The sequence below is a fragment of the Shouchella patagoniensis genome, assembly GCF_002019705.1.
GTDB lineage: Bacteria > Bacillota > Bacilli > Bacillales > Bacillaceae_D > Shouchella > Shouchella patagoniensis.
In genome coordinates this window covers 1117769-1142838 of the sequence record NZ_KV917377.1, presented here as the reverse complement: position 1 = coordinate 1142838, position 25070 = coordinate 1117769, and the positions used below count along the sequence as shown (strand labels likewise).

Annotated in this window: 24 protein-coding genes; 18 read left to right on the top strand and 6 right to left on the bottom strand. The window is 38.1% G+C overall.

All coding sequences use genetic code 11. The features are described 5' to 3' along the window. Window positions 1-3: 3 nt before the first annotated feature. The 7 genes from BK584_RS06200 (at window position 4) to BK584_RS06170 (ending at window position 5130) form a co-directional block, all read left to right on the top strand. Complete coding sequence (locus BK584_RS06200; protein WP_078391788.1) at window positions 4-1494, top strand: acyl-CoA carboxylase subunit beta; 1491 nt, start codon at window positions 4-6, stop codon at window positions 1492-1494. A gap of 91 nt (window positions 1495-1585) precedes the next feature. Next, window positions 1586-2137 carry a hypothetical protein gene (locus tag BK584_RS06195; protein ID WP_078391787.1) on the top strand — a complete coding sequence of 184 codons (552 nt, stop codon included), beginning with the start codon at window positions 1586-1588 and terminating at the stop codon, window positions 2135-2137. 79 nt (window positions 2138-2216) lie between these two features. Continuing rightward, entirely contained in the window at window positions 2217-2585 is a 369-nt protein-coding gene (locus BK584_RS06190; protein WP_078391786.1) for a rhodanese-like domain-containing protein, read from the top strand. Between the two features lie 117 nt (window positions 2586-2702). Next, complete coding sequence (locus tag BK584_RS06185; RefSeq protein WP_078391785.1) at window positions 2703-2963, top strand: YbyB family protein; 261 nt, start codon at window positions 2703-2705, stop codon at window positions 2961-2963. Between the two features lie 51 nt (window positions 2964-3014). Next, window positions 3015-3800, top strand: a complete 786-nt coding sequence (locus BK584_RS06180) for an alpha/beta fold hydrolase (protein ID WP_169871091.1) — start codon at window positions 3015-3017, stop codon at window positions 3798-3800. A gap of 1 nt (window position 3801) precedes the next feature. Next, on the top strand, window positions 3802-4623 hold the full coding sequence (locus BK584_RS06175; RefSeq protein WP_078391783.1) for a YitT family protein: 822 nt from the start codon (window positions 3802-3804) through the stop codon (window positions 4621-4623). A 12-nt stretch (window positions 4624-4635) separates the two neighbouring features. Next, entirely contained in the window at window positions 4636-5130 is a 495-nt protein-coding gene (locus BK584_RS06170; RefSeq protein ID WP_078391782.1) for a BsuPI-related putative proteinase inhibitor, read from the top strand. A gap of 118 nt (window positions 5131-5248) precedes the next feature. Here the strand turns inward: BK584_RS06170 and BK584_RS06165 are convergent, their stop codons facing one another. The 6 genes from BK584_RS06165 to BK584_RS06140 all read right to left on the bottom strand — a co-directional run bounded on the left by BK584_RS06165 (window position 5249) and on the right by BK584_RS06140 (window position 11888). Continuing rightward, the gene (locus BK584_RS06165) at window positions 5249-5440 is read right to left on the bottom strand and encodes a hypothetical protein (protein ID WP_078391781.1); all 192 of its coding nucleotides are present in this window, start codon (window positions 5438-5440) and stop codon (window positions 5249-5251) included. Continuing rightward, window positions 5440-8442: a DEAD/DEAH box helicase gene (locus BK584_RS06160; RefSeq protein WP_078391780.1), complete on the bottom strand. Its 3003-nt coding sequence runs from the start codon at window positions 8440-8442 to the stop codon at window positions 5440-5442. The genes BK584_RS06165 and BK584_RS06160 overlap by 1 nt, the downstream gene beginning before the upstream one ends. After that, a complete protein-coding gene (locus BK584_RS06155) occupies window positions 8432-9676 on the bottom strand; it encodes a hypothetical protein (RefSeq protein WP_139365624.1) in 1245 nt (414 codons plus the stop codon). The genes BK584_RS06160 and BK584_RS06155 overlap by 11 nt, the downstream gene beginning before the upstream one ends. 174 nt (window positions 9677-9850) lie before the next feature. Beyond that, on the bottom strand, window positions 9851-10456 hold the full coding sequence (locus BK584_RS06150) for a YkzI domain-containing protein (protein WP_078391778.1): 606 nt from the start codon (window positions 10454-10456) through the stop codon (window positions 9851-9853). A gap of 123 nt (window positions 10457-10579) precedes the next feature. Beyond that, entirely contained in the window at window positions 10580-11035 is a 456-nt protein-coding gene (locus tag BK584_RS06145; RefSeq protein ID WP_078391777.1) for a GNAT family N-acetyltransferase, read from the bottom strand. Between the two features lie 40 nt (window positions 11036-11075). Next, on the bottom strand, window positions 11076-11888 hold the full coding sequence (locus tag BK584_RS06140; RefSeq protein ID WP_078391776.1) for a Cof-type HAD-IIB family hydrolase: 813 nt from the start codon (window positions 11886-11888) through the stop codon (window positions 11076-11078). Between the two features lie 107 nt (window positions 11889-11995). Here BK584_RS06140 and ctaG point away from each other — a divergent pair, with 107 nt between their 5' ends. From ctaG to BK584_RS06085, 11 genes are all read left to right on the top strand, one after another. Next, window positions 11996-12883, top strand: coding sequence for a cytochrome c oxidase assembly factor CtaG (gene ctaG / locus BK584_RS06135; RefSeq protein WP_078391775.1), 888 nt, complete (start codon window positions 11996-11998; stop codon window positions 12881-12883). 18 nt (window positions 12884-12901) lie between these two features. Next, window positions 12902-13498 carry an SCO family protein gene (locus tag BK584_RS06130; protein ID WP_245808809.1) on the top strand — a complete coding sequence of 199 codons (597 nt, stop codon included), beginning with the start codon at window positions 12902-12904 and terminating at the stop codon, window positions 13496-13498. A 121-nt stretch (window positions 13499-13619) separates the two neighbouring features. Next, window positions 13620-14657 carry an N-acetyl-gamma-glutamyl-phosphate reductase gene (argC, locus tag BK584_RS06125; RefSeq protein WP_078391773.1) on the top strand — a complete coding sequence of 346 codons (1038 nt, stop codon included), beginning with the start codon at window positions 13620-13622 and terminating at the stop codon, window positions 14655-14657. 16 nt (window positions 14658-14673) lie between these two features. Continuing rightward, window positions 14674-15906 (top strand): bifunctional ornithine acetyltransferase/N-acetylglutamate synthase, encoded by a 1233-nt coding sequence (argJ, locus tag BK584_RS06120; RefSeq protein WP_078391772.1) that lies wholly within the window; start codon window positions 14674-14676, stop codon window positions 15904-15906. An 11-nt stretch (window positions 15907-15917) separates the two neighbouring features. Continuing rightward, window positions 15918-16682, top strand: coding sequence for an acetylglutamate kinase (argB, locus tag BK584_RS06115; protein WP_078391771.1), 765 nt, complete (start codon window positions 15918-15920; stop codon window positions 16680-16682). Window positions 16683-16691: 9 nt separating this feature from the next. Beyond that, window positions 16692-17861 (top strand): acetylornithine transaminase, encoded by a 1170-nt coding sequence (argD, locus tag BK584_RS06110; RefSeq protein WP_078391770.1) that lies wholly within the window; start codon window positions 16692-16694, stop codon window positions 17859-17861. Window positions 17862-17930: 69 nt separating this feature from the next. Beyond that, the gene (locus BK584_RS06105; protein ID WP_078391769.1) at window positions 17931-19010 is read left to right on the top strand and encodes a carbamoyl phosphate synthase small subunit; all 1080 of its coding nucleotides are present in this window, start codon (window positions 17931-17933) and stop codon (window positions 19008-19010) included. Beyond that, a complete protein-coding gene (gene carB / locus BK584_RS06100; RefSeq protein ID WP_078391768.1) occupies window positions 19003-22161 on the top strand; it encodes a carbamoyl-phosphate synthase (glutamine-hydrolyzing) large subunit in 3159 nt (1052 codons plus the stop codon). The genes BK584_RS06105 and carB overlap by 8 nt, the downstream gene beginning before the upstream one ends. Beyond that, window positions 22137-23087: an ornithine carbamoyltransferase gene (gene argF / locus BK584_RS06095; protein WP_078391767.1), complete on the top strand. Its 951-nt coding sequence runs from the start codon at window positions 22137-22139 to the stop codon at window positions 23085-23087. The genes carB and argF overlap by 25 nt, the downstream gene beginning before the upstream one ends. A 165-nt stretch (window positions 23088-23252) precedes the next feature. Next, window positions 23253-23969: a hypothetical protein gene (locus BK584_RS06090; protein WP_078391766.1), complete on the top strand. Its 717-nt coding sequence runs from the start codon at window positions 23253-23255 to the stop codon at window positions 23967-23969. Window positions 23970-24048: 79 nt separating this feature from the next. Then, window positions 24049-24846, top strand: a complete 798-nt coding sequence (locus tag BK584_RS06085) for an NAD-dependent epimerase/dehydratase family protein (RefSeq protein ID WP_169871089.1) — start codon at window positions 24049-24051, stop codon at window positions 24844-24846. Window positions 24847-25070: the final 224 nt, after the last annotated feature.

Below are 25070 nucleotides of genomic sequence, written 5' to 3'. Positions count from 1 at the left end.
TGAATGAACCAGGAAGAAATGATGCATGACTTGCATAAACGGACGATGGCATTAGAGCTCGGTGGCGGGATAGAGAAACAAAAGAAACAGCAATCACTAGGGAAAAATCTCGCGCGACGGCGTATAGAATTATTGCTTGATGAAGGCAGTTTTATGGAGCACCAACGTTTCGCTACAGGACCGGACAAACAACCGGGAGACGGTGTTATCACTGGTTTTGGCACGATTGAAAAACGTATTGTCTGTATTTATGCGCAAGATTTTACAGTGGGCGGAGGAGCACTTGGAAAGGTGCACGCTAAAAAGATATGCGCGATTATGGATCTGGCCTTTGAAATTGGAGCGCCAATTATCGGTTTAATTGATTCTGGAGGAGCGCGTATCCAAGAAGGAATTGATGCGTTAAATGGATATGGTGAAATTTTCAAACGAAATGTGCGTTATTCAGGTGTTGTCCCGCAACTATCTGTTATGTTAGGTCCTTGTGCAGGTGGAGCCGTGTATTCCCCTGCATTGACGGATGCTGTATTTATGGTCGCAAACATGAGTCAACTTTTTATTACTGGACCTAAAGTGTTGAAAATGGCTTGTGGAGAGGAAGCGACAGTTGAGCAATTGGGAGGATATCAGTTACATTCGACAAAAAGTGGTGTTGTTCAATTCGTCGCTGATAGTGAGATAAAAGTGTTTGAACAGGTCACTGATTTTCTTTCCTATTTACCAGATAAACAAGAAAAAAAGGCATGTACAATTGAAAAACCCACGCTAACAGGATTTCGATTGCCAGAAAATGATAAAGAAGTATACGATGTGAAAAAAATTATTGAAAGCATTGCAGACAATGGAAAAATGTTAGAAGTATCAAAAACCTTTGCGCGTAATTTGGTGACAGGGTTTATTCGTCTAAATGGAATGTCAGTTGGAGTTGTTGCAAATAACCCCGCACATTTGGCTGGATGTATTGATATCGACGCGAGTGACAAATGTGCTAGATTTGTACGTTATTGTGATTGTTATGAAATCCCGTTGTTAATGCTTGAAGATGTAAGTGGATTTATACCAGGTATGGAACAAGAGAGCCGAGGATTAATACGACATGGTGCAAAGATCATTTATGCTTTTGCAGAGGCAACAGTGCCGAAAATCACATTAATTTTACGAAAAGCATATGGAGGAGCTTATGTAGCGCTTAATAGTAAAGCGTTAGGAGCAGATTTTGTTTTTGCTTGGCCAACCGCAGAAATCTCTGTTATGGGACCACATGGAGCTGCTGTAATAGTCAACCAAAATAGCAGTCCAGAAGAAACAGAATCGTTTATTGACCATTATAAACGTCATCATGTTTCGCCGTTTAATGCAACGGAAAAAGGTCTTGTAGACGATATTTTTAATCCGATTGATACAAGAAAAAAATTAATAATGTCTTTTTCTTTACTTAATTGTAAACAAACAGAAACTAAAAGAAAGAAAAGACACGGAAATATACCTCTTTAGTGAATGTAGATAGAAACCGCTTTTGCCTGCTTCATTCGTATGTTAACATACGAATGAAGCATTATAATTGGAAGGAAGCGGGTCGTATGAGATGTTAGTGGTACCTGAAGGTTGGTTTCAGTTTGGGTTAATTATAATCATGGTCATTTTGCTAGCCGTGAGTTTGTTTACTGTGCATGGAATTATAAAAAAGAAAAAGCGCGCGTCAAAAAGTGCTGAAACAACAAGTTCTTTTTTAGTGTTTTTATTTATTATTACACTATATTTTTCGGTTTCGTTAGCCGTTCCGTCAGCTTATCATCTAGATGTCCTAATTGGTCCAAATAATGCTCAGCAAGTTGAAAAGGAGCATGTTAGGTACTTAAGCTTTAATACTGTATATAAAGTTTATGCCATTGAGACTGGAGCATCTGTTCGCGAGGCCCAAGGTACTGAAGTAACGATTGAAACAACGTCGTATGAACCGTTTTATACAATTGCAGAAGAAAACGAATCAATTGTTAGAAGTGATCAATCGATTAATATGTCTGCGTACATAAATGAAATGATTGTTCCTGCTCTTACACAATTAGATGATGAAGAAATTACGTTAACTCAGTTACGTGAGTCGATGGATCATCACGAGTTTCATTTCAGAGACTAAAAAAGGAAGAAGTCGTTGCAATGAACTTGATGAAAAATATAGAAACCGCTACACTTAAGAAATAATGGAGGTGGCTAGGATGAGTCGAAGTGAAGAAGGAATTGTTCAAATTCCAACGGATGAGCTAAAAACAATTTTAATAAATGATGCGGATGAACCGATTATTATTGATGTCCGTGAAGTAAATGAATATGAAGAGGGGCATTTACCAGGAATTCCACTTATTCCAATGAATTTGATTCCAAGTATGGCTGAGAAGATGGATAAGTCAAAAAGCTATATCCTTGTCTGTCGGAGTGGTCGTCGTAGTCAAAATACCGCGTTATATTTGCATGAACAAGGGTTTGAAAATGTTCGTAATTATGAAGGTGGCATGCTTGATTGGGATGGAGAGCAAGAGTTTGGTCAACAGTGGGTTGTTAAGGATCCAATGGAACTTTACAGATGATGTTTATAGTGAGCCTAATGTTTTTAGGCTCTTTTTTAGGTTTATTGTAGTTGATTTAGGGAACATATAAGATAGTTAACATCGTATATGAAAAAATGTTGGAAGGGGTTTAATGACATGAATGTAAAAAAAACCGCGGTAGCAGTTGCTGTTGCAAGTGCAGTTGGTGCCATGACTGTATGTTTGTCTGATGAATCGAAAAGAACACAATTAAAAAACCAAACAAAAAGTGTATTTACGAAGGTAACCGGTAAAAATAAAGAAGATCAGGTGAAAAAGTTTCAACTTGGAAACCCTAAACCTTCTACTGAAGACAGTAAAATGGTAGATGAAGGTTCGTTGTATAGCATTCAGCGTTATAATGAAAAATATCAATAAGTGTAAGTGAGCTGCCTTTTGGCGGCTTTTTTTACCGAAGGAGTGGGAATAGTGATTTCAATTAATGAGCGATACATAAATGGTGTACCTATTTTACATATTTCAGAAAAAGGGAATGCGGAAAAACGTCCAGCATTGATTTTTCATCATGGTATTACAAGTGCAAAAGAACATAATTTGCATATTGCTTATTCAATCGCGAAAAAAGGATTTCATGTGATTCTACCTGATGCGCTTCATCATGGAGAGCGGGAAGCAGCTAATTCTGCCCAAAAACGCTATTTACTGTTTTGGAACATCGTTCTTCAATCAGTGCATGAACTAGAGGATATTGTAAACGTCTTGGCCTTGGAAGGGCTTATTGACCGTAATCAAGTTGCAGTTGGGGGTACATCAATGGGAGCTATAACGTCCTTTGGTGCGCTTTCACGCTATGAGTGGATTAAAAGTGGTCTCTGTTTTATGGGGGCTCCACAATTTGGCCTTTTTGCTAATGAGATGTTTAAGAAAGCAGAGCAAAATGGTATACAGATAAGTGAAAAGGAAAAAGAAACCTTACTGAATCAGATAAAACCTTATGACTTAGCAGAACAACCAGATAAGTTAAATGAAAGACCGTTGTTCATGTGGCATGGAGAAGAGGATAATACGGTACCATTTTCGTACGCCCGACAGTTTATCATTGATTTTGAAAAATCGAGATCAAGTCATTTTAATAAAATAACCTTTCTTCCTGAAGAAGGAGTTGGTCATAAAGTTTCTAGAAAAGCGATGCTTGAAGCGGCGAACTGGTTGCCTACGGTTATGAATGAAAACAAGCATGGGATGTTTAATTAAAATGCGCAAAGAACTGGGAAAAATGGTCATAGTGGTGATCGGTTCATTATTGTTAGCGAGTTCCTTAAATTTCTTCTTAATACCAGCTGATGTTTTTGCTAGTGGATTTACAGGGATTTCTCAGCTGCTTTCTTATATCGTTCCACTTTCTACTGGGGTTTTGTTGCTGCTGCTTAACATACCTGTAGCAATTCTCGGTTGGTTAAAGGTTGGAAAGAGCTTCACCATTTACAGTTTTATGAGTGTTGTTTTAACGGCAATCTTTTTGGAAGTTATTCCAGTCTATGCATTCTCTCAAGATATTATGTTAAATGCCGTTTTTGGCGGTGTTATTGGAGCTGCAGGAGCAGGGCTGTTGTTAAAATGGGGGGCGTCTTCTGGTGGACTTGATATCATTGTTCTTGTTTTGGCCCGTTATTCAGACCGACCTGTTGGAAGCTTTTTCTTTATATTAAACTCGATCATCGTTGTTGCATCTGGGTTATTACTTGACCCAGAAAAAGCATTATTCACACTGATTTCGATTTATGTAACCTCTCGTTTTATTGATACAATCCATACTAGATATGTGAAATTAACAGCTATGATTGTGACTAAAAATGCAGACAAACTCAATAAGGCTATTCATGAGCGATTAACTAGAGGGATAACACGCATACCAGCAAAAGGGGGATACACATTCGACGAGAAAGAAATGCTCGTTATTGTCATTACTCGATACGAACTGTATGATTTAAAAAACATTGTTGAAGAAGTAGACCCAGCTGCATTTACGAATATTGTTGAAACTGCAAACATCTTTGGTTTATTCCGAAAAGATTAAGGAGGGTTTTGTATGAAAATCTGGAATTGGTTAGTAATAGCTGGTTTTGCTATTATCCTCACAGCATGTGGAGGACAGCCAGAAGAAGAGGAAGATCCTAATGTTCCGACAGGAGGAGATACATCAATGTCAAATGAATGGTCTTTTCAAGCTAATGCACAACAGACCGATGACCAAATTAATGTAGAGATGCATGTCCGTAATGAATCTGATGAGGATCAAGTGCTGGTGTTTCCAACATCACAAGAATATGAAATAATCCTGGAAAATTCAAATGGAGAAGAAGTTTTTCGATATTCGGATGATCATATGTTTTTGCAGAGTTTTGTTGAAATGACATTTAAGCCAGGTGAGGAGAAGGATTTTCGAGAGACCATTCCTGTTGACCTTTTTCCTGCGGGTGTGTATACAATGACGGTTGAGCTAACAGTTTATGAAGAAATAATTGAGAATTTAGATGACCCAAATACGTTTACTGTAACGCAAGAAATTGAGATAAGAGAGTAGGAAACATTGAGTAAAACATAAAAAGGGCAGCCAAATGCTGCCCTTTGCTTTCCTCAAATAGAGGAACAAGTGATGTTCAACTTCAGTAGTCTATTAAATACCTAAGAGATAAAGGCTCTTAGGTATTTTTGTCTGCAGTCTGAGTGGGCAGCGATAAGCTGCTCTTTTTACGTTCAATGGCTGCCTTTTGAAGTGCGTTTTTCAATTGTTCCCACTCGGGTGCTCCTTCTTCAATGGTAGGAACAAGAGGGGGGGCGAAGGAATTTTGAACTTCTTTTTGATACCAGAACTGTTGAAAACATTCGTCCATCAGGATCTCCTTTCTGGTTCATGAGTAAGTTGAATGAACGCCAGAAGTTCTTCGTCACTAAGTTCTGTTAGTTGTGAGGCCGAAGAAGCTAGAATGCCATCAGCGAGTGCTTGTTTTCCGCTAATAAGACGGTCGATTCGCTCTTCTACCGTTCCAGTAGTTAGCAGCTTATAGACTTGTACTTGTTTTGTCTGTCCAATTCGATAGGCACGATCTGTTGCTTGATTTTCAACTGCTGGATTCCACCAACGGTCATAATGAATGACATTTGTTGCTTTTGTTAAATTGAGTCCTACCCCACCAGCTTTCAAAGATAAGACAAAGGCTGTTATGTCATTATTGTTCTGAAATTGTGAAATGACTTCTTGTCGTTGTTTACGAGATAACCCTCCATGCAGAAAGGGTACTTGTTGTTCTAGTCGACTCTGAACATGTGCACTAATCATTTTACCCATTTCTTTATATTGGGTAAAAATCAATACGCTTTCTCCTCTCGCATGAATCGCATCAATTAAGTGAATAAACATATCCCATTTTCCAGAGTCGTGTTTTTCAAGCGCATGATCTTTATAAAATTGCGCAGGGTGATTACAAATCTGCTTTAGGCGTGTAATGGTTCTTAAAATCATAGCCCGACGTTCAAAAGCTGACACAGTTTGAATACGATTGCTTACCTCGTCAACAATTGCTTGATAAAGAGCAGCTTGTTCAATTGATAGTTGTACAAATTCTGTTTGCTCTAGTTTCTCTGGTAGTTGAAGATCCGTTGCTGGATCGTTTTTTGTACGGCGTAATAAAAATGGACGAATTAAAGCTTGCAATTCTTGCTGCGTTGACTCATCGCTATCACGCTCAATTGGACGGATATAAGTTTGGTAAAAACGTTGAAAATTACCGAGCAATGATGGATTTAAAAGATCCATTAACGACCAAAGTTCGGTTAACCTATTCTCGATGGGTGTGCCAGTCAACGCAAGACGGTGAGTGGCTTGAATTTTTCGGATTGCTTTACGTTGTTTGGTTTCTTTATTTTTAATATGTTGAGCTTCATCTAAAATTAGACCATTCCAATGAATCTCTTCAAAAAAATGAGCGTCTTTCAAGGCGAGTGTATATGAAGTTAATACTAAATCAACGTTGTGAAGACGACTATCTTTTTCATCTAAGCGGTCTGTACCATGATGTATGAAGATTTTTAGCCCTGGAGCGAACCTTTCACATTCGTTTGTCCAATTAAATAGTAATGATGTAGGACATATCAATAAGAACGGTGCCTTCTTCGCTGGTTGCTCTTGTAATACATAAAGGATATAGGCGATTGTTTGAATTGATTTACCAAGTCCCATATCATCAGCCAGACATCCTCCAAATCCAATTTTTCGCAAGTGGGCTAACCAATCAACGCCTTCTTTTTGATACGAACGTAATGTACCGTTAAAGGAAACGGGAAGATTAATTGGTTTTGGGGTTTGTCGATAAAGATCCGTTAATTTCTGTTCAAGCTCGTCAGACCAATCAATTTGCATAGTAACTTCTTGTAATTCCTCTGGGAAATTATTTGTTTCAACCATTTTCCACGCATCTAAATAAGAGTAACGTTCATTTACTCTTTCTAAATATGATTTAAGTTGAGCAGCTAATGCTGGATCCCAGGCAAGCCACTCGCCTTCCACGTAAATAAATGGTTTTCTTCCTTCTACGTATTCGTTAAATTGATCTTCGCTAAGGGTTTGATCACCGAGTGCAATCGTGTATTGAAAATCTGCTAGACTTTGCCAGTTTAAAATTGGATCTGCTCCATGTTCTTGAGGTTCATTCTTCTCAGAAAGCTGGACACTGATCGTTTTTGGTCGTTTCACCCAGTTTGGAACGATTAGCTTAATGCCTAGATTAGATAACAGCTGATGGTGGTCCGTAAATAACGCATATGCTTCATCCGCTGAGACGTCTAATGTAGGAGATGACAGCGATAATCTTTTTAATAGCGGCAAATGGGAGGCAATTTGTTTCACATCGCTTTTTAGCCTTGGTACAGGGTTGGTAAGCCAAGGATGGTTTCCTGCCATTAGTTTATCCATACTAGTCAACTTATCAGGTTGGTGCTTATCAGCTAATGAAAGCGAAACAGACCAACTGTTGTCTGGCGTTTTTGGTTCAATTAAGACGAGAGCTGTTTGAAAAGGATCTGCTTGTTTTAGTCCTACTTCTTCATCAAACAAAGAATCTTTTCTTGATATTGTTGCACGAAAAGGTTGGTCCTGTCCTAATGATCGAATGAAAGGTTTTAAATTCGTATCAATTGAATGTTCCCATACGTTGTATGCTTTCTTCACTTCAACTCCTTCATTTAAAAGCGAGCGTATCGCTGAATCAATAATTTGTTTTAATAAATCAATTCTTGAAGCACGTTCTTCATTTTCTGTTCGTTCTTTCATGGTAGATTGATCAGCAGTAAGAGCAAAGGTTGATTCTGGAAAATGTTGAAGTTGCTGATCATACCACTCATCAGCAACGAGTAAACTCCAAGTTCCATTTTTATCTGGACGCACTGCTCCTGACCCAATGACTTCATAAAGATCGTCCATAAACGAAATCCAACCTGTGAAATCGTCGCTGAGAACTAGTTGATCGTCGGTCACCCAAGATTTAAAAAGCATAAAGGAGTGAATAAACTCTGATAGAGTTTGCTGAATACCTTCAATTGGGAATGTATAGGATTTCCATTGTTCATCGGCTTGATAAACAGTGCTTTCTCCAGCCGGTGATTGAAAACGTCTTTTAAGCAAAGGTACTTGTAATAGAGCTCGGGTTGTTGTAATAAATGTTCCATAAAAGGAAACTTCATCATGACGAAATAATCGCAGTTTCAGCTCAAAAGGTGAAACGAGAAATGGATAAATAAATCCATTTTGTGAATGACCTTGCTTCGGGTGGGTTTCACCCCAAATAATAAAGCGGTTGCCGATCCATCCGCTATGGACCCATATGCGGTTATGTTTCACGGCGTTTCAACTCCTCTATGAACGCACGGTAAGATTTATAGCTGCGTTTTAACTCTTGGATAAAATATACATATATGTCTTGTTGCCCAAGAGCACTATAAATGGATTTTAGCTCCATTGTGTAATCAGCAGCTTCTACGTAATGTTTCCTTGAACGTTTCTCTACCAGTCTTACAATAAATTGATGAAAAACTGGAAGCGCTAAAGTGGGTTCTTGTTGGGCAAGTGTCTTAAGTAAACGAATTTTTGGTTCTTGCATAGAAATCGGGTTAGGCTCTGCAGACAAAAAATAATCACGTGCTTCGACATAATACGAATACTGATGAAGCAATTGAACATATGCAAGTTTAGCGGCATCCGTATGCAACAAATCAGCTAACTTTGGCAGGATATAAGAAAGAACTGCATCAACTTGTTCGGAACTGAGCGGAGCAATTAAGGCGTTAAATCGTTTAATTGATGGTGCATGAAGCCATCTATCCCAGCTTCCAAAATGGATTGATGCAGATTGGAGAGCTGTTTCAGCTTGGTCTGCATATTGTTGAAGCGAACCTAGTTTATTGGAAGAGCGCTCAAATAAGATATCAATCCACTGTATGATTTGGGTAAAACGTTCACGTTTCGTCATTAATTTAATGTGTTGTTCGATTTCGTGGGGAAGTAAAATTTTAGAGAAATTATTTAACTCCTTTAAAGCAACTGATTCTTTCCCGATAAATAAATAAAAATAACTAATGGCGATTGCTGTTTCTTTCGAATGATTCAAGTCAAAACGATCTTGAAATAACCGATCCAATGATTCAAGAGAACCCGCAGAGAGGACCGGTAAACTACGCAACATTAACTGAGGATAAGGACTAAATGGCTGTGGAGCCGTTTGTTTTAATCTTGTAAACAGCAATTTTGCATAAGCTCGTTCTTGCTTACTGCCGGTTTGTTCTTTTAGTAGATCTGTTATATAGGATGAAACCGCCTCAAAGAAGTGACCAATTCGTCGTTCGTACAATTCGAAGCGTTCCTCTGTTTTCGCTTTGTTGTATATGAATTGAATAAATATCATATAAGAAAGCAATCGATGTTCTCGGTTTTGATTTTCAACCGTCATTTTTGCCTCATGACTTAGTGCTTCTAAATGGGCAGGTGAAAAGTATCTAGAAGAAACGAGTTTCCGATATGTTGATGAAAGGTCTACTTCTAGTTGAAGAAGAAGGGATTCTTGTAGATGTTTGTTCACGCTGTCACCTCAATGCTAAAACAGTATCCCTTTATTTTACTTCTTTTAGGGAAGAAAAAAAAGTTTTGCTGCATTCTTCGCTGATTTTATTAATAAAAGAGTAAAAAAGCTTGTCCAAAATAGAGATAAGCGTCCGTAAAAAAGCAAGCACGGAGAGGGTGCTTGCATAAAGGGTTATTTCTTTAACAATTGTTCCACTTGCTGTCTTCGGGTGACAAGTTTTTTTAGCCGTTGTTTATGGAGAGAAACTTTCGCTTTGTCTTTCAACTCAATTGACTCGAACAACTCCATGAGAATGTAGTCAATTTCCATGTTCATCATATTAAATAATGTTTTAGGTCCAAGGGCTTTTCCGTCATCTTTATACTGAATCATTGAGCCGTTTTTGTTCATCATGATTTTCTCACTCCCATCAATTTCAATCATTGATTCAATGTCTCCACGTTGGTAAGATGTGATATACTGTGGTCCATCACTTGACCGTTTAACAATTCCATTTCCTTTTTCGGTTTGGAGCAGTTTTTCTAGAGCATTTGAGAGCCCTGAATCGTAAATATAAAGGACTCGAGCACGCATTGTTAAAAAGTGCTCATTACGTATAAATGGAAGTTCATGAATAAAATCACCAAGCTCAACCATTAAAAAAATGGTTTTGGCATCATAACGCCAAAATAGAGCATATTCATCGGCCATCATGCCTTTAATAAATTGGTGTAATGCCGGTTTAGTTAAATTAATAGAAAGTTCTTGAAATTCTGTTGGCCAAGATGCATCAGGCATGGAACATACACTCCTTTTCGACCAAGGTCCATCATTTCTTAGATTGATTTATCATATGTAAATTGGCAAAAAAAAAGAAGCTAAACGCCCAGCTAATCGAAAATTGGGCGCTTAGCTATTTTGTTAAAAACGAAAGCTGTACCGTTTAGACACAACATCATAAAAACCAAGCGAGTTATAGAGCGCTTTTGTAGCTTCGTTATTCATCCCTGTTTCTAATTCAATCCCTTTAATCTTACGTTGCTCGGCCCAATAGATAATACGAAGCAACAACTTTTTCGCTATCCCTTGATTTCGATGTTCCTCATCCACGTAAATTTCATTTAACCATATGTACTGTCCTCCTTTTTGAAAGCTGGTCATCGTGTTAAAAAAAGCGAAAGCAACCGCTTTTTCATTTAACCTAGCAATGAAAAAATAGGCTTGTGAATGAGGAAGGAGGGCCTCCTCTAAGATTTTTTCAATTTGAGATAATGCTTGGTGGCCTGCAATATTATAAAGTTGTTTCTCAAATAGTGTACTTAGTTCGTGTTTTGTGGAATCAGTTGTATCAGAAGTAAGTTCTATGATTTCGACCATATAATTCCCTCCTTAAAAAAGCAAAGTTTCTCTCTTTTAATTAAATAAGTTGAAGTGCTTTTTCTAAATAAATGGCAATGCCATCTTCTTCATTTGATGTCGTGATATGGGTCGCCAACTCTTTTAATTCACTAATGGCGTTATCCATAGCGACTCCTTGTCCCGCGAAAGAGATCATTTCTAAGTCATTTTCTTCGTCTCCAAAAGCAATGATATGTTCCCTGGCTACCTGATAATGAGTTGCGACCGATTCTAATGCTGTTGCTTTTGTGACATGGTTAGGAGCTATTTCTAGAACGCTTGTTTCTCCTTTCCACCATCGTTGCAATGTCGTTTCAGTTTCAGTTTGTGCTAGTGCTTCTCGTAAAGGCTGGATACACTTTAGCTTTGGCTCAACGAGAATCGCCGTTGGGTTTATGTCAATAAGTTCTTCCAAATTACCAATGGCAACAGGGTGGGTACTATCTGTTAAGAAAGAAGCAAAAAAACCAGTATGATGTTGCATGTAAATCGAATCATTCATTTCAACCATTATGTTTTCTACTCCAATTTTATTGCATAAACGTATTAACCTCTTGCTAGTTTCAAAGTCAATTGATTCATTTGTTTGCGGATAATGATGGTCGAGAGGGTGATGAACAGAAGCGCCATTAAAATTAATAATGGGTGTTGTTAAATTAAGTTCTTTGTAATATCGTTTACTAGCCCTGTATGGACGCCCAGTAGCAATAGCTACTAAATGACCTGCTTTTTTAGCAGCAATTAAAGCGTTCTTTGTGCGAGGGGATATCTCTTGGTTTTTTGGAAGTAACGTCCCGTCTAAATCAAGTGCAATTAAATGTCTAGGTAACATGCATTTCGTCCCTTCATAAATGGTAACAAAAAAATCAAAAATCACAATTTGGAATAGGTTATTTCTATGCTATAGTAGATAAAAATGGTTTGAAAGGAGTAAGCTGAATGGAAACTCTCTTATCAGATTTAGGTTTCCGTGCCTTATGGACTCCAGAATTATTGGTTATGCTGTTAATCGTTGCGTTATTATACATAGTGTTAAGTAGGGAAACAAACACAAACGAACTGAAGAAAACCACCTTTTTTATGCTTGGAGTCATCGCGTTATATTTTGGTTGGGGAAGTCCACTTTATGTAACGGGGCACGTTATGATGACTTTGCATATGTTACAAATGGTTTTTGTTTATTTTATTGCAGTTCCGCTATTATTACTAGGCATTCCAACAAAATGGTATGAAGCTATTATTCAAAGTAAATTAGCTTTTAAACCTTTGAGAATGATTTGGAACCCAATCGTTGCATTATTACTATTTAATGGACTATTCTCATTCTATCATGTTCCATCCATGTTTGATACGCTCATGCTGTCCCCTGTTTTACATAGCGGTTATCAGTGGATACTTCTAATTGCAGCTGCGTTAATGTGGTGGTTTATTATTTCCCCTATGCCAAGTTCAAATAAGCTCCCGGATCTTAGAAGGATTTTTTATATTTTTGCAAACGGTTTACTAATTACACCAGCGTGTGCACTCATTATATTCGCTCCTTCAGCAATGTATGCGGTCTATACTGACCCTGTTATTTGGGCGAATGTAATGGCTTTTTGTTTGCCCAGTGGAGCAGGAGCAGATATGATCTTGTCTGCATTTGGCAGTCCGCAAGCACTTGCCATATTTGATGCAAGGACGGATCAGCAATTAGCTGGAGTTATGATGAAAGTATTTCAAGAGATTGTTTATGGAATCGCGATTGGTTACGTATTCAAGCAGTGGTTAAAGAAAGAGAAGTTGCAAGATGGTGAGTTAACAATTAGTGATTTGCCACAGTCTTAATAAACGAGGATGATTGGTATGAAAGTAATTTTAGGGTTATTTGTTCTAGTAACATTAAGTGGGTGTAGCTGGATGTACGAGCTTGGACAATCATCTGAATTTGATATGACCAAAGCTGATATAACGGTGCCTGCTTTTTCTTATACAAATCAAGAAAATAAACCATTTGGAAGTAATGAGTTAAAAGGCGATTATTGGTTAGCGAATTTTGCATTCACAAATTGTACAACTGTATGCCTAACAATGATGCCTAATATGAGTTATTTACAGAACACGCTAAAAGTAGAAGGGTACGATTTGCCATTTGTTACATTTTCAGTAGATCCTGAACAAGACACACCAGAACAATTGGATACTTATGCAACGAATATTGGTGCTGAAACGGACGAATGGGCATTTTTAACTGGGTATGGGGTAGAGGAAATCGAATCGTTTGCAAGAGAAGGTTTTAAAGTCTTAGTCTCCCATGGTGATACTCCTGAAGAAGTAATACACCCAACTAGTTTCTTTCTAATAGATAAAGATGGTAATATCATCAGGAAATACAATGGGCTTGAATTGAATCAAGAAGAGATTACGGAAGATATTACGAGGGTACTAAGAGAGGACAGCTAAGCTATAGCTGTTCTTTTTTTTGTATAAATAAAATAAAAATACAGTTGAATTTATTTTTATTCAGTCATATAATAGGAAACATCATAAAAAATAGATAACGGAATGAAATGGGAGTGAGTGTATGAGAGTTGGTATTATAGGTGCTACTGGCTATGGTGGGATTGAATTGATTCGTTTTTTGATGACTCATCCGAAGATTGAAAACGTTATGCTCTATTCATCGACACAAGATGGAATGTACATAAAAGAGTTGTATCCTCATTTAGCAAATGAAAAAGGATTGTTACTAAAGAAGCTGGATTTAAAAACAGTAGCAAGTGAAGTTGAGACAATGTTTTTAGCGACTCCACCAGGTGTATCTTCAGAGTGGAGCGGACTATTACTTGAAGCGGGTATATCGATCATTGATTTATCAGGAGATGTACGATTAAAAGATCCATCAATCTATGAAACGTGGTATAAGCGACCAGCAGCAAATTCAAGATTGCTTGAACAGTCTGTGTATGGATTAAGCGAATGGAATGAAAAGAAGATTGTAAATGCCCGTTTAGTCGCAAACCCAGGTTGTTTTCCAACAGCTGTGTTACTTGGATTAGCACCATTAGTAAAGGCAGATATAGTTGATATGGATTCAATTATCATTGATGCGAAAACAGGAACGTCTGGAGCAGGAAAGTCCCCATCAATGACGACTCATTTTAGCGAAATGAATGAGAACTTAAAAATTTATGGAGTAGCCTCTCATAAACATACTCCAGAAATTGAGCAAGAGCTTGGAAACTGGCAAGGAAAAACGGTTTCACTAACATTTCAACCTCATCTTGTACCAATGGTTCGAGGAATCATGGCTACGATGTATGTTCAGTCTTCAAAGCATGTAACGAAAGCTATACTATCCAAATTGTTTGATGATGCATATGAAAAAGCTCCTTTTGTAAGGCTTTCGAGCGAAGGTTCTTTTCCCGCTACAAAGCATGTGTTTGCTAGTAACTTTTGTGATATTGGTTTTACCTATGATGAGCGAACTAACCGAATCATTGTTGTTTCAGTTATTGATAATCTTGTAAAAGGAGCTGTAGGCCAGGCCATTCAAAACTTAAATATTATGCATGGTTTTGAACAAAAAACAGGTTTGGGTTTCCTTCCGGTATTTCCATGATAAGGAGTGAACGAAGATGATTACGAAACAACCAATATCAAGTAAAATTCACATGATTGAAAATGGTAATATCGCTGATGTAAAAGGATTTCGTACTGCAGGTACACACTGTGGATTGAAAAGGAAACGGCCTGATTTAGGCATAATCGTATGTGATGTGCCTGCAAGTGCAGCAGGAGTTTTTACTTTAAATAAAATCCAGGCTGCTCCCCTATATGTGACAAAGGAAAGTTTGAGAAGAACTAACGGGAAACTACAAGCTGTTCTTGTAAATAGCGGAAACGCAAATGCATGTACAGGGCAGAAAGGTTATGATGACGCGTTAGAAATGAGAAAACTTGCGGCACAGAAATGTAATATTCCTGAACAAGCGGTTGCCGTAACATCTACAGGAGTAATTGGTGAACATTTACCTATGGAGAAAATCCGTTTAGGTGTTGAAAAGCTACAAATTACCGATGAAGCTAAGCTCTTTTCAAAAGCCATTTTAACGACGGATACATATACGAAAGAAGTTTGTGTTGAGTTAACGATTAATAACAAAGTTGTCCGTATAGGTGGAGTAGCAAAAGGGTCAGGAATGATACATCCTAATATGGCAACGATGCTAGGATTTATAACAACTGATGCGGTTATTGAACCAGATCAATTACAAGGTGCTTTATCTAAAGTAACAGACGAAACGTTTAATCGAATTACAGTAGATGGTGATACGTCAACGAATGATATGGTGCTTGTAATGGCGTCAGGCCTGGCAGGAAATGACACGTTGAACCCGCAACATCAAGAGTGGAGTATTTTTAATGAGGCGCTAACACTTTGTGCAAAAACATTAGCGAAAATGATTGCAAGAGATGGAGAAGGGGCAACGAAGTTAATTGAAGTTCAAGTAACAGGTGCAGCAACCAATGAGGAAGCTGGAAAAATTGCAAAAACCATTGTTGGTTCTGATTTAGTGAAAACAGCGGCTTACGGCAGAGATGCGAATTGGGGGAGGATCATATGTGCAATTGGCTATAGTGACTGTGTCATTAATCCTCAAACAATTGACATAGCCATTGGTCCATACCAAACGCTCATACAAAGCGAGCCAAAAGAAGTGAATGATGATGAAATTAGCGCCTACATGGATACAGCAGACACAATTGTGATCCAAGTGAATTTGCATTGTGGCTCTGGGACCGGAGAGGCTTGGGGTTGCGACTTGTCTTACGATTACGTTCGTATTAACGCTGGTTACCGGACTTAGGAGGCATAAAGATGAAGATTTCGGTTATAAAAGTTGGGGGAAGTACACTAGCGGGCTTAAGTAACCAGTTTTATGAAGGACTCGCTGAACGGCTTGACTTAGGAGAAAAGTTAGTGATTGTCCATGGTGGAGGACCAGCTATTAATGAACAGTTAGAGGCATTAGCTGTTCCGAATACATTTGTTAATGGTTTGCGAAAAACAACACAAGAGGTCTTAACAGTGGCTGAAAGTATATTATGTGGTCAAATGAATAAAGGAATCGTTAGGAGATTACATCAAGTAGGAATAGGATCGGTTGGGATTTGTGGCTGTGACGCGCAAACATTTTTAGTGCGACCGATTGACTACGAAACGTTGGGTTTTGTTGGTGACATTACTGAAGTTAATACAAAGTTAGTCGATACGCTTTTAGAGAATGCCATGATTCCCGTTATCGCTCCAATTGGAATGGACAATTCTGGACAGCCATTTAATATTAATGCTGATACCGCTGCAGCGGCAATCGCATCTGCGCTCCACGCAGATGAACTGGTTTTTGTGACGGATGTGGATGGCGTATTCAATAATGGTCAGCTAATCTCAGAATTAGATGAACGACATGCGAAAGCGTTAATAGCGGACGGAGTTATAAGAGATGGCATGGTTCCTAAGGTAACTGGCGCCCTTGCTAGTTTATCTGATCGATTAACAAAAGTAAGAATTGTCAATGGACATAATCGTTTTAAAAAAGCATCAGGTACGTTAATTGTAAAAGAGAGTATAGTCATTCAATAGGGGGAGAGTATGAGTCATTTATTTCCAACGTATACAAAAAAGAAAATCCAGCTAGCTCAAGGCAAAGGAGCTACTTTATATAGTAAAGATGGGAAAAGTTATCTTGATTTTATGGCAGGAATTGCCGTAACAAATTTAGGGCATGCTCACCCTGCCGTTGTTCAAGCACTTCATAAACAAGCTGATTTACTTTGGCATGCATCGAATCTATTTTATTATGATATTCAGGAAGAAGCGGCAAAATTGTTAGCTAACACTAGTGTTTGTGACTATGTTTTCTTTTGTAATAGTGGTACAGAGGCAAATGAAGCAGCAATAAAATTAGCTAGAAAAGCGACTGAGAAAACACATATAGTGACTATGAAACAATCCTTTCATGGAAGAACGTTAGGAAGTATGGCTGCAACTGGTCAAGCTGATGTTCATTCTGGTTTTGGGCCGATGTTAGAATCCTTTTCTTATGCAAACTTTAATGATGTTGTATCATTAGAAGAAGCTATCACACCTAATACAGCTGCTATTATGATAGAGGTAGTTCAAGGCGAAGGTGGCGTACATGTGATGAGCGAAGCTTTTGCATCTGCATTAACAAAAGTGTGTACGCAACAAAATATTCTCCTGATTATTGATGAGATCCAGACGGGAATGGGTCGAACAGGCAAGATGTTTGCATACGAGCATCTAGGACTTAATCCTGATATTATTACGGTTGCAAAAGGATTAGGGAATGGGTTTCCTGTCGGTGCAATGCTTGCAAAAGCACCATTACAAGAATTTTTTCAACCTGGAAGTCACGGTTCTACTTTTGGAGGGAATCCGCTTGCATCAGCTGTAGTGATTGCTGTTTTAAATGAACTGACAGTTCCAGGTTTCTTAGATGAAGTAGATAAGAAGGCAGCGGTATGGATCGATTCCTTAATTAAACAACTTCAATCAAATACGATCGTAAGAGAAGTACGTAATCAAGGATTTTTAATTGGTATTGAGATGGAAATTCCCGCTGTAGATATTATTAATGCTTGCGAAGAACAAGGATTATTGCTTTTGCCAGCAGGAAAGAATGTGGTACGGTTTTTGCCTCCATTAACGGTAACAGAGGAAGAATGGGAACAAGCTAAAGTGATATTTTCAGATGTTGTAAATGAGTTTGAGAGAATGAAACTTGAAAGTAGTATATAATTTTTTTTACTCATCTTTGCATTTTTATTCAATTAGAAGAATGAATATAGAAATAGGGGTGGTGAGTGTATGAAAGGATATATTGTCCTTGAATCCGGTGAACAATTTGAAGGTGAGTGGTATGGAACAAAAGACGCAGAAGGAGAAATTGTATTTTTCACAGGAATGACTGGCTACCAAGAAGTGATTAGCGATCCATCTTTTAAAGGACAAATTATTGTCTTCACCTACCCGTTGATAGGTAACTACGGCATTAACCCAAATGATTTCGAAAGTGATGGGCCAAAAGCAGAAGGTGTAATTGTAGCAGAAATGGAGTCTTCCCCTTCACATTGGGAGATGACTGAAGGTTTTATGCCTTATCTAAATGAACATAACATTCCTTTATTGACTGGAGTAGATACAAGAGCCATTGTGAAACGAATTCGTAAGTATGGAGATATGAGAGCAGTACTTACGACAAATCCAGATAAAGTAAAAGTAAAACAAACAAAAGAACTTGAGTACAAATCAGTCGTTCCTTCAGTTAGCAGAAAAGAAAAAATAGTGGTTAATGAGGGTGGAGAACATCATATTGCCTTACTTGATTTTGGCTGTAAACAAGCCATTATTGATACACTTGTTCAAAAAGGGTCAAAAGTAACAATCCTTCCATATAACACATCAAAAAAAGAGATAGATGCGATTAAGCCGGATGGGATTTTATTGTCTAATGGACCAGGGAACCCTAAACAGTTGCAAGATGTACTTTCTAATATTTTGCAACTAGCAGAAACATACCCAACGTTAGGTATTTGTCTAGGTCACCAGTTACTTGCACTTGCGTTTGGAGCTGATACGAAAAAGCTTGCATTTGGACACCGTGGGGCAAATCAACCTGTTATAGATCGCTTAAGTGGACGTGTGTATATGACGTCACAAAACCATAGTTATGTGGTTACTGAAACATCTTTAAAAGTAACTTCGCTTGAGGCAAGATACGTCAATGTCAATGATAATAGTATTGAAGGTTTGGTTCATTCAACATTGCCTGTGAAAAGTATTCAGTTTCATCCGGAGGCAAATCCAGGACCAGTAGATTCAATGCATATTTTTGATGAATTTTTAGCATCGTTAAAAGTTAAAGGGAGAGATCATCAATATGCGTAAATCAGCAATTAAGACCGTTCTTGTTATTGGTTCAGGACCCATTGTCATTGGTCAGGCGGCTGAATTTGATTATTCAGGGACACAAGGTTGTCTTGCATTAAAAGAAGAGGGAATTAGAGTCGTCTTGTTAAATCCAAACCCAGCGACGGTTATGACGGATGAGACATGTGCAGATGCTGTTTATTTTGAACCTTTATCAGTAGCAAGTGTGGAAGCGATCATAGAAAAAGAAAAGCCTGATGGTTTACTTGCAACACTTGGTGGTCAAACGGGCTTAAATTTAGCGCTTAAGCTAGATGAGCAAGACATACTAAAGAAGTACGGGGTAAAAATGCTCGGAACACCGATTTCTTCAATTAAAAAAGGAGAAGACCGGGAATTGTTTAGAAGCTTAATGTACGAATTAAATGAACCAGTTCCAGATAGCGTAATTGTTCATTCTCTTACTGAAGCACTAGACTTTGCCGAGCGTACAGCCTATCCGATTATTGTTAGACCTGCTTATACACTTGGAGGAGCAGGGGGTGGCATTGCTACTAATGAAGATGAACTTAAAAAGATTGTTGAGAATGGTCTTGCTCAAAGTCCGATTAAACAATGCTTAGTCGAAAAAAGTATTGCGGGCTTTAAAGAAATTGAATATGAAGTGATGCGAGATGAAAATGACACATGTATTACCATCTGTAATATGGAAAATATTGATCCTGTGGGAATTCATACAGGTGATTCAATTGTTGTTGCTCCTTCACAAACACTAACGGATAAAAATTATCAAATGTTACGTTCTGCATCTGTGAAAATCATTCGTGCCTTAGGAATTGTTGGAGGCTGCAACATACAATTTGCACTTGACCCAGTCAGTGACCGTTATTATTTGATTGAAGTAAACCCGCGGGTGAGTCGCTCCTCTGCTCTTGCATCAAAAGCTACTGGTTATCCAATTGCTCGAATAGCCGCGAAATTGTCTATTGGGTACAGTTTGCATGAGTTGGTAAACCCAGTTACTGGTCACACTTATGCAAGCTTTGAACCTGCGTTAGATTATTGTATTGTAAAATTTCCAAGGTGGCCCTTTGATAAATTTTTTAATGCAGATCGGAAACTTGGGACGCAAATGAAGGCTACTGGTGAAGTTATGGCAATTGAGCGTTCATTCGAAGCAGCGTTACAAAAGGCGATTCGGTCCCTTGAAATAGGCATTTACGATTTATGTTTACCAACGTTAACGGATGTAACTGAATCCGGTTTATGGGAACATGTTGTTAAAGCGGATGATGTTCGGTTATTTGCATTGTTTGAATTGATGCGAAGAGGCGTTTCTATTGATGCAATTCATCAGAAAACAAAAATCGATCAGTTTTTCCTAAGAAAGTTTAGCAAGTTAATAGAGCTTGAAAAAGAAACAAAACAGCTTGATTTTCGTTCTGTTACCAAAGAAGACTTACAGCGCTTAAAGCAAATTGGATTTTCTGATTATGCGTTAAGCTCCTATTGGAATGTTGATGAATCAGAAATTGAAACTAAACGAAAACAGTTTGGTATTGTTCCTGTTTATAAGATGGTTGACACATGTGCAGCCGAATTCGAGGCTGAAACCCCTTATTATTACTCTAGCTATTTTGGAGAAAACGAGGCACAACCAACAAGTGATAAGAAGATTTTAATTGTTGGCTCTGGTCCTATTCGGATAGGTCAAGGCATTGAGTTTGATTATTGTTCGGTGCATGGTGCAAAAGCGCTACGAAAATTAGGGTACGAAGCAGTCATAATGAATAATAATCCAGAAACGGTTAGTACGGATTATACAACTGCAGACAGATTATATTTTGAACCTTTAACTAAAGAAGACATTGTTGCTGTTGCTGAATTGGAGCAAGTGGAAGGGATTATCGTTACGTTAAGTGGTCAAACCGGAATCAGTGTGATGAAAAGCCTGGAAGAATGTGGTTTAAATGTACTTGGCGTTTCATCAAATACAATACATGAATTAGAAGATCGAGAGGCATTTTATACATTTCTTACACAATTGACTATTCCACATATCCCTGGACAGACCGCTTATTCAGCTGATGAAGCACTGAGTTTAGCCAAAGAAATGTCATTTCCACTCCTCGTAAGACCGTCTTACGTCATTGGAGGTCAAGGTATGGAAATTGTGTCGTCGGTCAAGCAGCTTGCTGGTTACTTGATGAATCATGAATATTCCGGGTTATATCCTTTATTAATTGACACATATGTTCGAGGAATTGAAGTAGATATGGATGTGTTAACTGACGGGAAAAGCATTCATGTCGCAGGAATGTTTGAACATATTGAAAAAGCGGGTGTACATTCAGGTGATAGTACCGCCATTACACCACCTCATCGGATTCAAGAGAGTATGCAAAAGCGATTAACTGAAGCTGCAAGTAAGATGGCTTCCCAGATGGACTATCAAGGAATCTTTAATATTCAATTCGTCATAAAAAACGAATCGTTTTACGTTATTGAAGTGAACCCGAGGGCATCAAGAACAGTGCCTCTACTGGCGAAAGTAACGGGACAGCCTTTGATTGAAATGGCAACAAAATTAATCTTAGGTTATGCAATTGAAGATCTCCAAATAACAACAGATCAACCTTCCTATTACGCAGCAAAAGCACCTGTTTTCTCATATGGCAAATTAGCAGGCCTTGATCCGTTAATGGGGGCAGAGATGAAATCAACAGGTGAATTGCTCATGATTGGGGACACTCCTGAAGAAGCTTTAGCTAAGATAAGTGCTCCATTTGAAGAGCTACCATCATTATTTAAAGCGGGGACAGAGAAATCCATTTATATTGAGGTTGGTGCAAATCAAAAAGTGCAAGCACAGCCGACACTTGAACTGTTACAAGAGCAAGGATTTACTTTAGTGATGACAAACTTTGATGAATGGGTTGAGAGTGAGCATGCAAGAGCTTTGTTGATGATTATGTCTCCAGGTGAAAGAGCAGGGGGTGAAAAGCGAATGCGAGCTCTTTCAAAGCATTTAACAGTGCTTACAGAAATAGAAACGGTCGAAGCAATGATGTCCTATTTTACAGTGAAGCATAAGCCGGTCTTTGCAATACATGAGTGGTACGCTAAATCAAAGGAGGCAATAACATGCAAGAAACTGCATTCGATTTAACGGGTAGAGATCTATTGACTCTACTTGATTATTCGCCTGAAGAAGTAGCTTATTTACTTGAACAGGCAAAGCAATTAAAAGTAGATCATAAAAGTGGAATAAGTGATAAAAGATTAGCGGGCAAGTCTTTAGGCATGATTTTTGAAAATGCATCAACCAGAACGCGCGTTTCGTTTGAAGTTGGAATGACACAACTAGGTGGACATTCGCTATTTTTAAGCTCTCGTGATCTACAAATAGGTAGAGGAGAACCAATTAAAGATACTGCTAATGTTTTATCCCGTTATGTTGACGCCATCATGATTCGAACAAATTCCCATGAGGTAGTTTCTGAATTTGCTACCCATGCAACTGTGCCAGTAATTAATGCCTTGACAGATTCTTATCATCCCTGTCAGGCACTTGCTGATGGGTTAACGATTCTTGAGCATAAAGGGACGTTCAAAGGAGTGAAACTCGTTTATATTGGCGATGGTAACAATGTTGCCCACTCATTGCTAGCACTTGGAGCAAAAACAGGAATGGATGTGACAATTGCGAGCCCGGAAGGTCATGAAGTAGATAGTGAGATCTATAATAAGGCAAAAAAAGCAGCAGAGAAAACAGGCGCTAAGCTCGAACAATGTCAAGATCCGCAATTGGCAGTGGTAGGTGCAGATGTTATTTATACCGATGTATGGACAAGTATGGGATTTGAATCAGAGCAAGCTGAACGTTTGAGCGCTTTTGCTGCTTTTCAAGTGAACGAAGAATTGCTAAAAAATGCAAAGCCAGATTATATCTTTTTACATTGTTTGCCGGCACATCGAGGAGAAGAGGTGTCTACAGATATTATCGATGGCATCCATTCTGCCGTATATGATCAAGCGGAAAATCGGTTGCATGTTCAAAAATCGGTGCTTGTCGCCACCATGTCCAATTCATAAGTAAGTACGAATCATATTGGAACTCCAAAAACGGATAAATTAACGTTTTTGGAGTTTTTTTAGTTTTGCTTTTTTATTTAGCACATGAGATAAAAATTTTAATCGCTTTTCAAGAGTAAACAACATAAGCTAAACAGAATAACCTTTTGGCAGGAGAGATGGACAATGCCTGTTTATGTCCGCTACATCGATTTAAATGGATGCAAGAATAGTTATTGTTTACCAGAACAACCGAATGGATTTGCTGTGTTTGTCATTTCTGACTCGTCCATATTAACGAAATTCGAAGTGAAAAAGCTTATCAACTATTTAGTTTATAGTGGATATACTGTCTTTTCTACTTCATTATTAGATGCACACTGGGGATCAGCCAAAGCTGTAAATCACGCAAGAGACTTAATTCAACTTTTTTTAAAGAAAGAAACTGTTAATAAACGAATTTTTCTTTATGCTGAAGGTTCAGGCGCTTTAATTGCAAAGCAGTTGTTAATTGATAACGATATCTCTATTCGAGCAGCTGCAGTGATGAAACCATTTTTTACGTTGGAATCAGTGTTAAAAGAAAAGCAAGCCGATGATTTAGCAAGAAAGAGATTTCAAAAAGAAGTGAAGGAAGCTTATGGATTAACTGCTGATGCTACAATTAAGCAAATTAAACGATTGGATCAGGCGTATCAGCATCGTTTGAAAAACAAATTACCACCGATGAGAGTCTATGGATATTTAGATGAAGGTCGTGCGAATATCTCATGCTTGGCTCCAACGCAATACGTAGACTATTTTTTTCTAGCAAAGCGGACCGATGTAATTGAACTTCCAAAACAAATAGACCGTTTTTACGAACAATTTCATAGTGACAATCAGATGGGAAACGATCTTTAGCAATCTTTTATTAAATAGATGGGTTTAAAATGCATAGTCAAATGGTGCGCCTTTACATGGTATTTAAGGAGTGGTCAGGTTGGAAAAAATAACGATTCTTGGCGGCCTTGGTTTTTTAGGCTCTCATTTAGTTAGATATCTTTTGGATGAAGGCTATCAAGTAACAGCCGTGGATTCGCTAGAGACTGAATTTAAGGATGATCAATTAGAATTGGAGATGGACTTTGGAAGGAATGCTTCTTTTTCATTTGTGCAAAAGCCATTAGAATCTTACTTACTAGATCCTGAAGGAGAAACGGTGATCTATGTAGCTAATAATGAAGACGAAGCAACAGTAAATGCGTTTATTGAAAAGGTTCCGGAACATTCATTTATACTCTTTGTATCAACAACAGACGTCTATAAGGATTATACGGCAATAGAAATTGACCCAATTACGAAGTACGGACAGAACATGCTCAAGAATGAAAAAAAAGTTTTGGAAGTGGCGAAGGAAAGACATTTTTCTGCTATGGTGCTCCGATTACCAACTATTTATGGTGTTCATCATAAGCTCGACCTGAAAATAGGAAATCAATCACTTGCATACCGGGAAGAAGGTGGAAGAAAAGAATCAGCTTTTGATTTAATGTATATTGACGATGTTCTGGAAGCAATAAGATTGGCTTTAAAGAATGCCGGTACTCATATACTTCACTTGGGGAGCAATGAGAAAGACCCTTGGAGCGACTCGGATGAACATCGTTATGGCTTACCTACTGAAACAGCAGAAAAAATCTTAGGGTTTGTACCAAAAATTAGTCTAGTTGAAGGTCTTAAACGTTATAAAGAAGAACAAAAAAAGTGGATACGACAAAAAAACATGAAGTCTATTTAATTCCAACATGTTCAAATTGTCTCTTTTGAAAAGGCAAAAGGAAGTATCGTTATTGTCGGTCGTCGTACGAGTAAGACATAAGATCGATTGAATCTTCCTAAACATTTGCACTTCATTTTGAGCTTAATCAAAAATTAGATACTAAAGTCAATTTGACTCAAACCTAATAAAAAAACGCTTTTGTATGAGTGAAAGTGAGGAGCTTCTTTAGTTTTCCAAGAAAA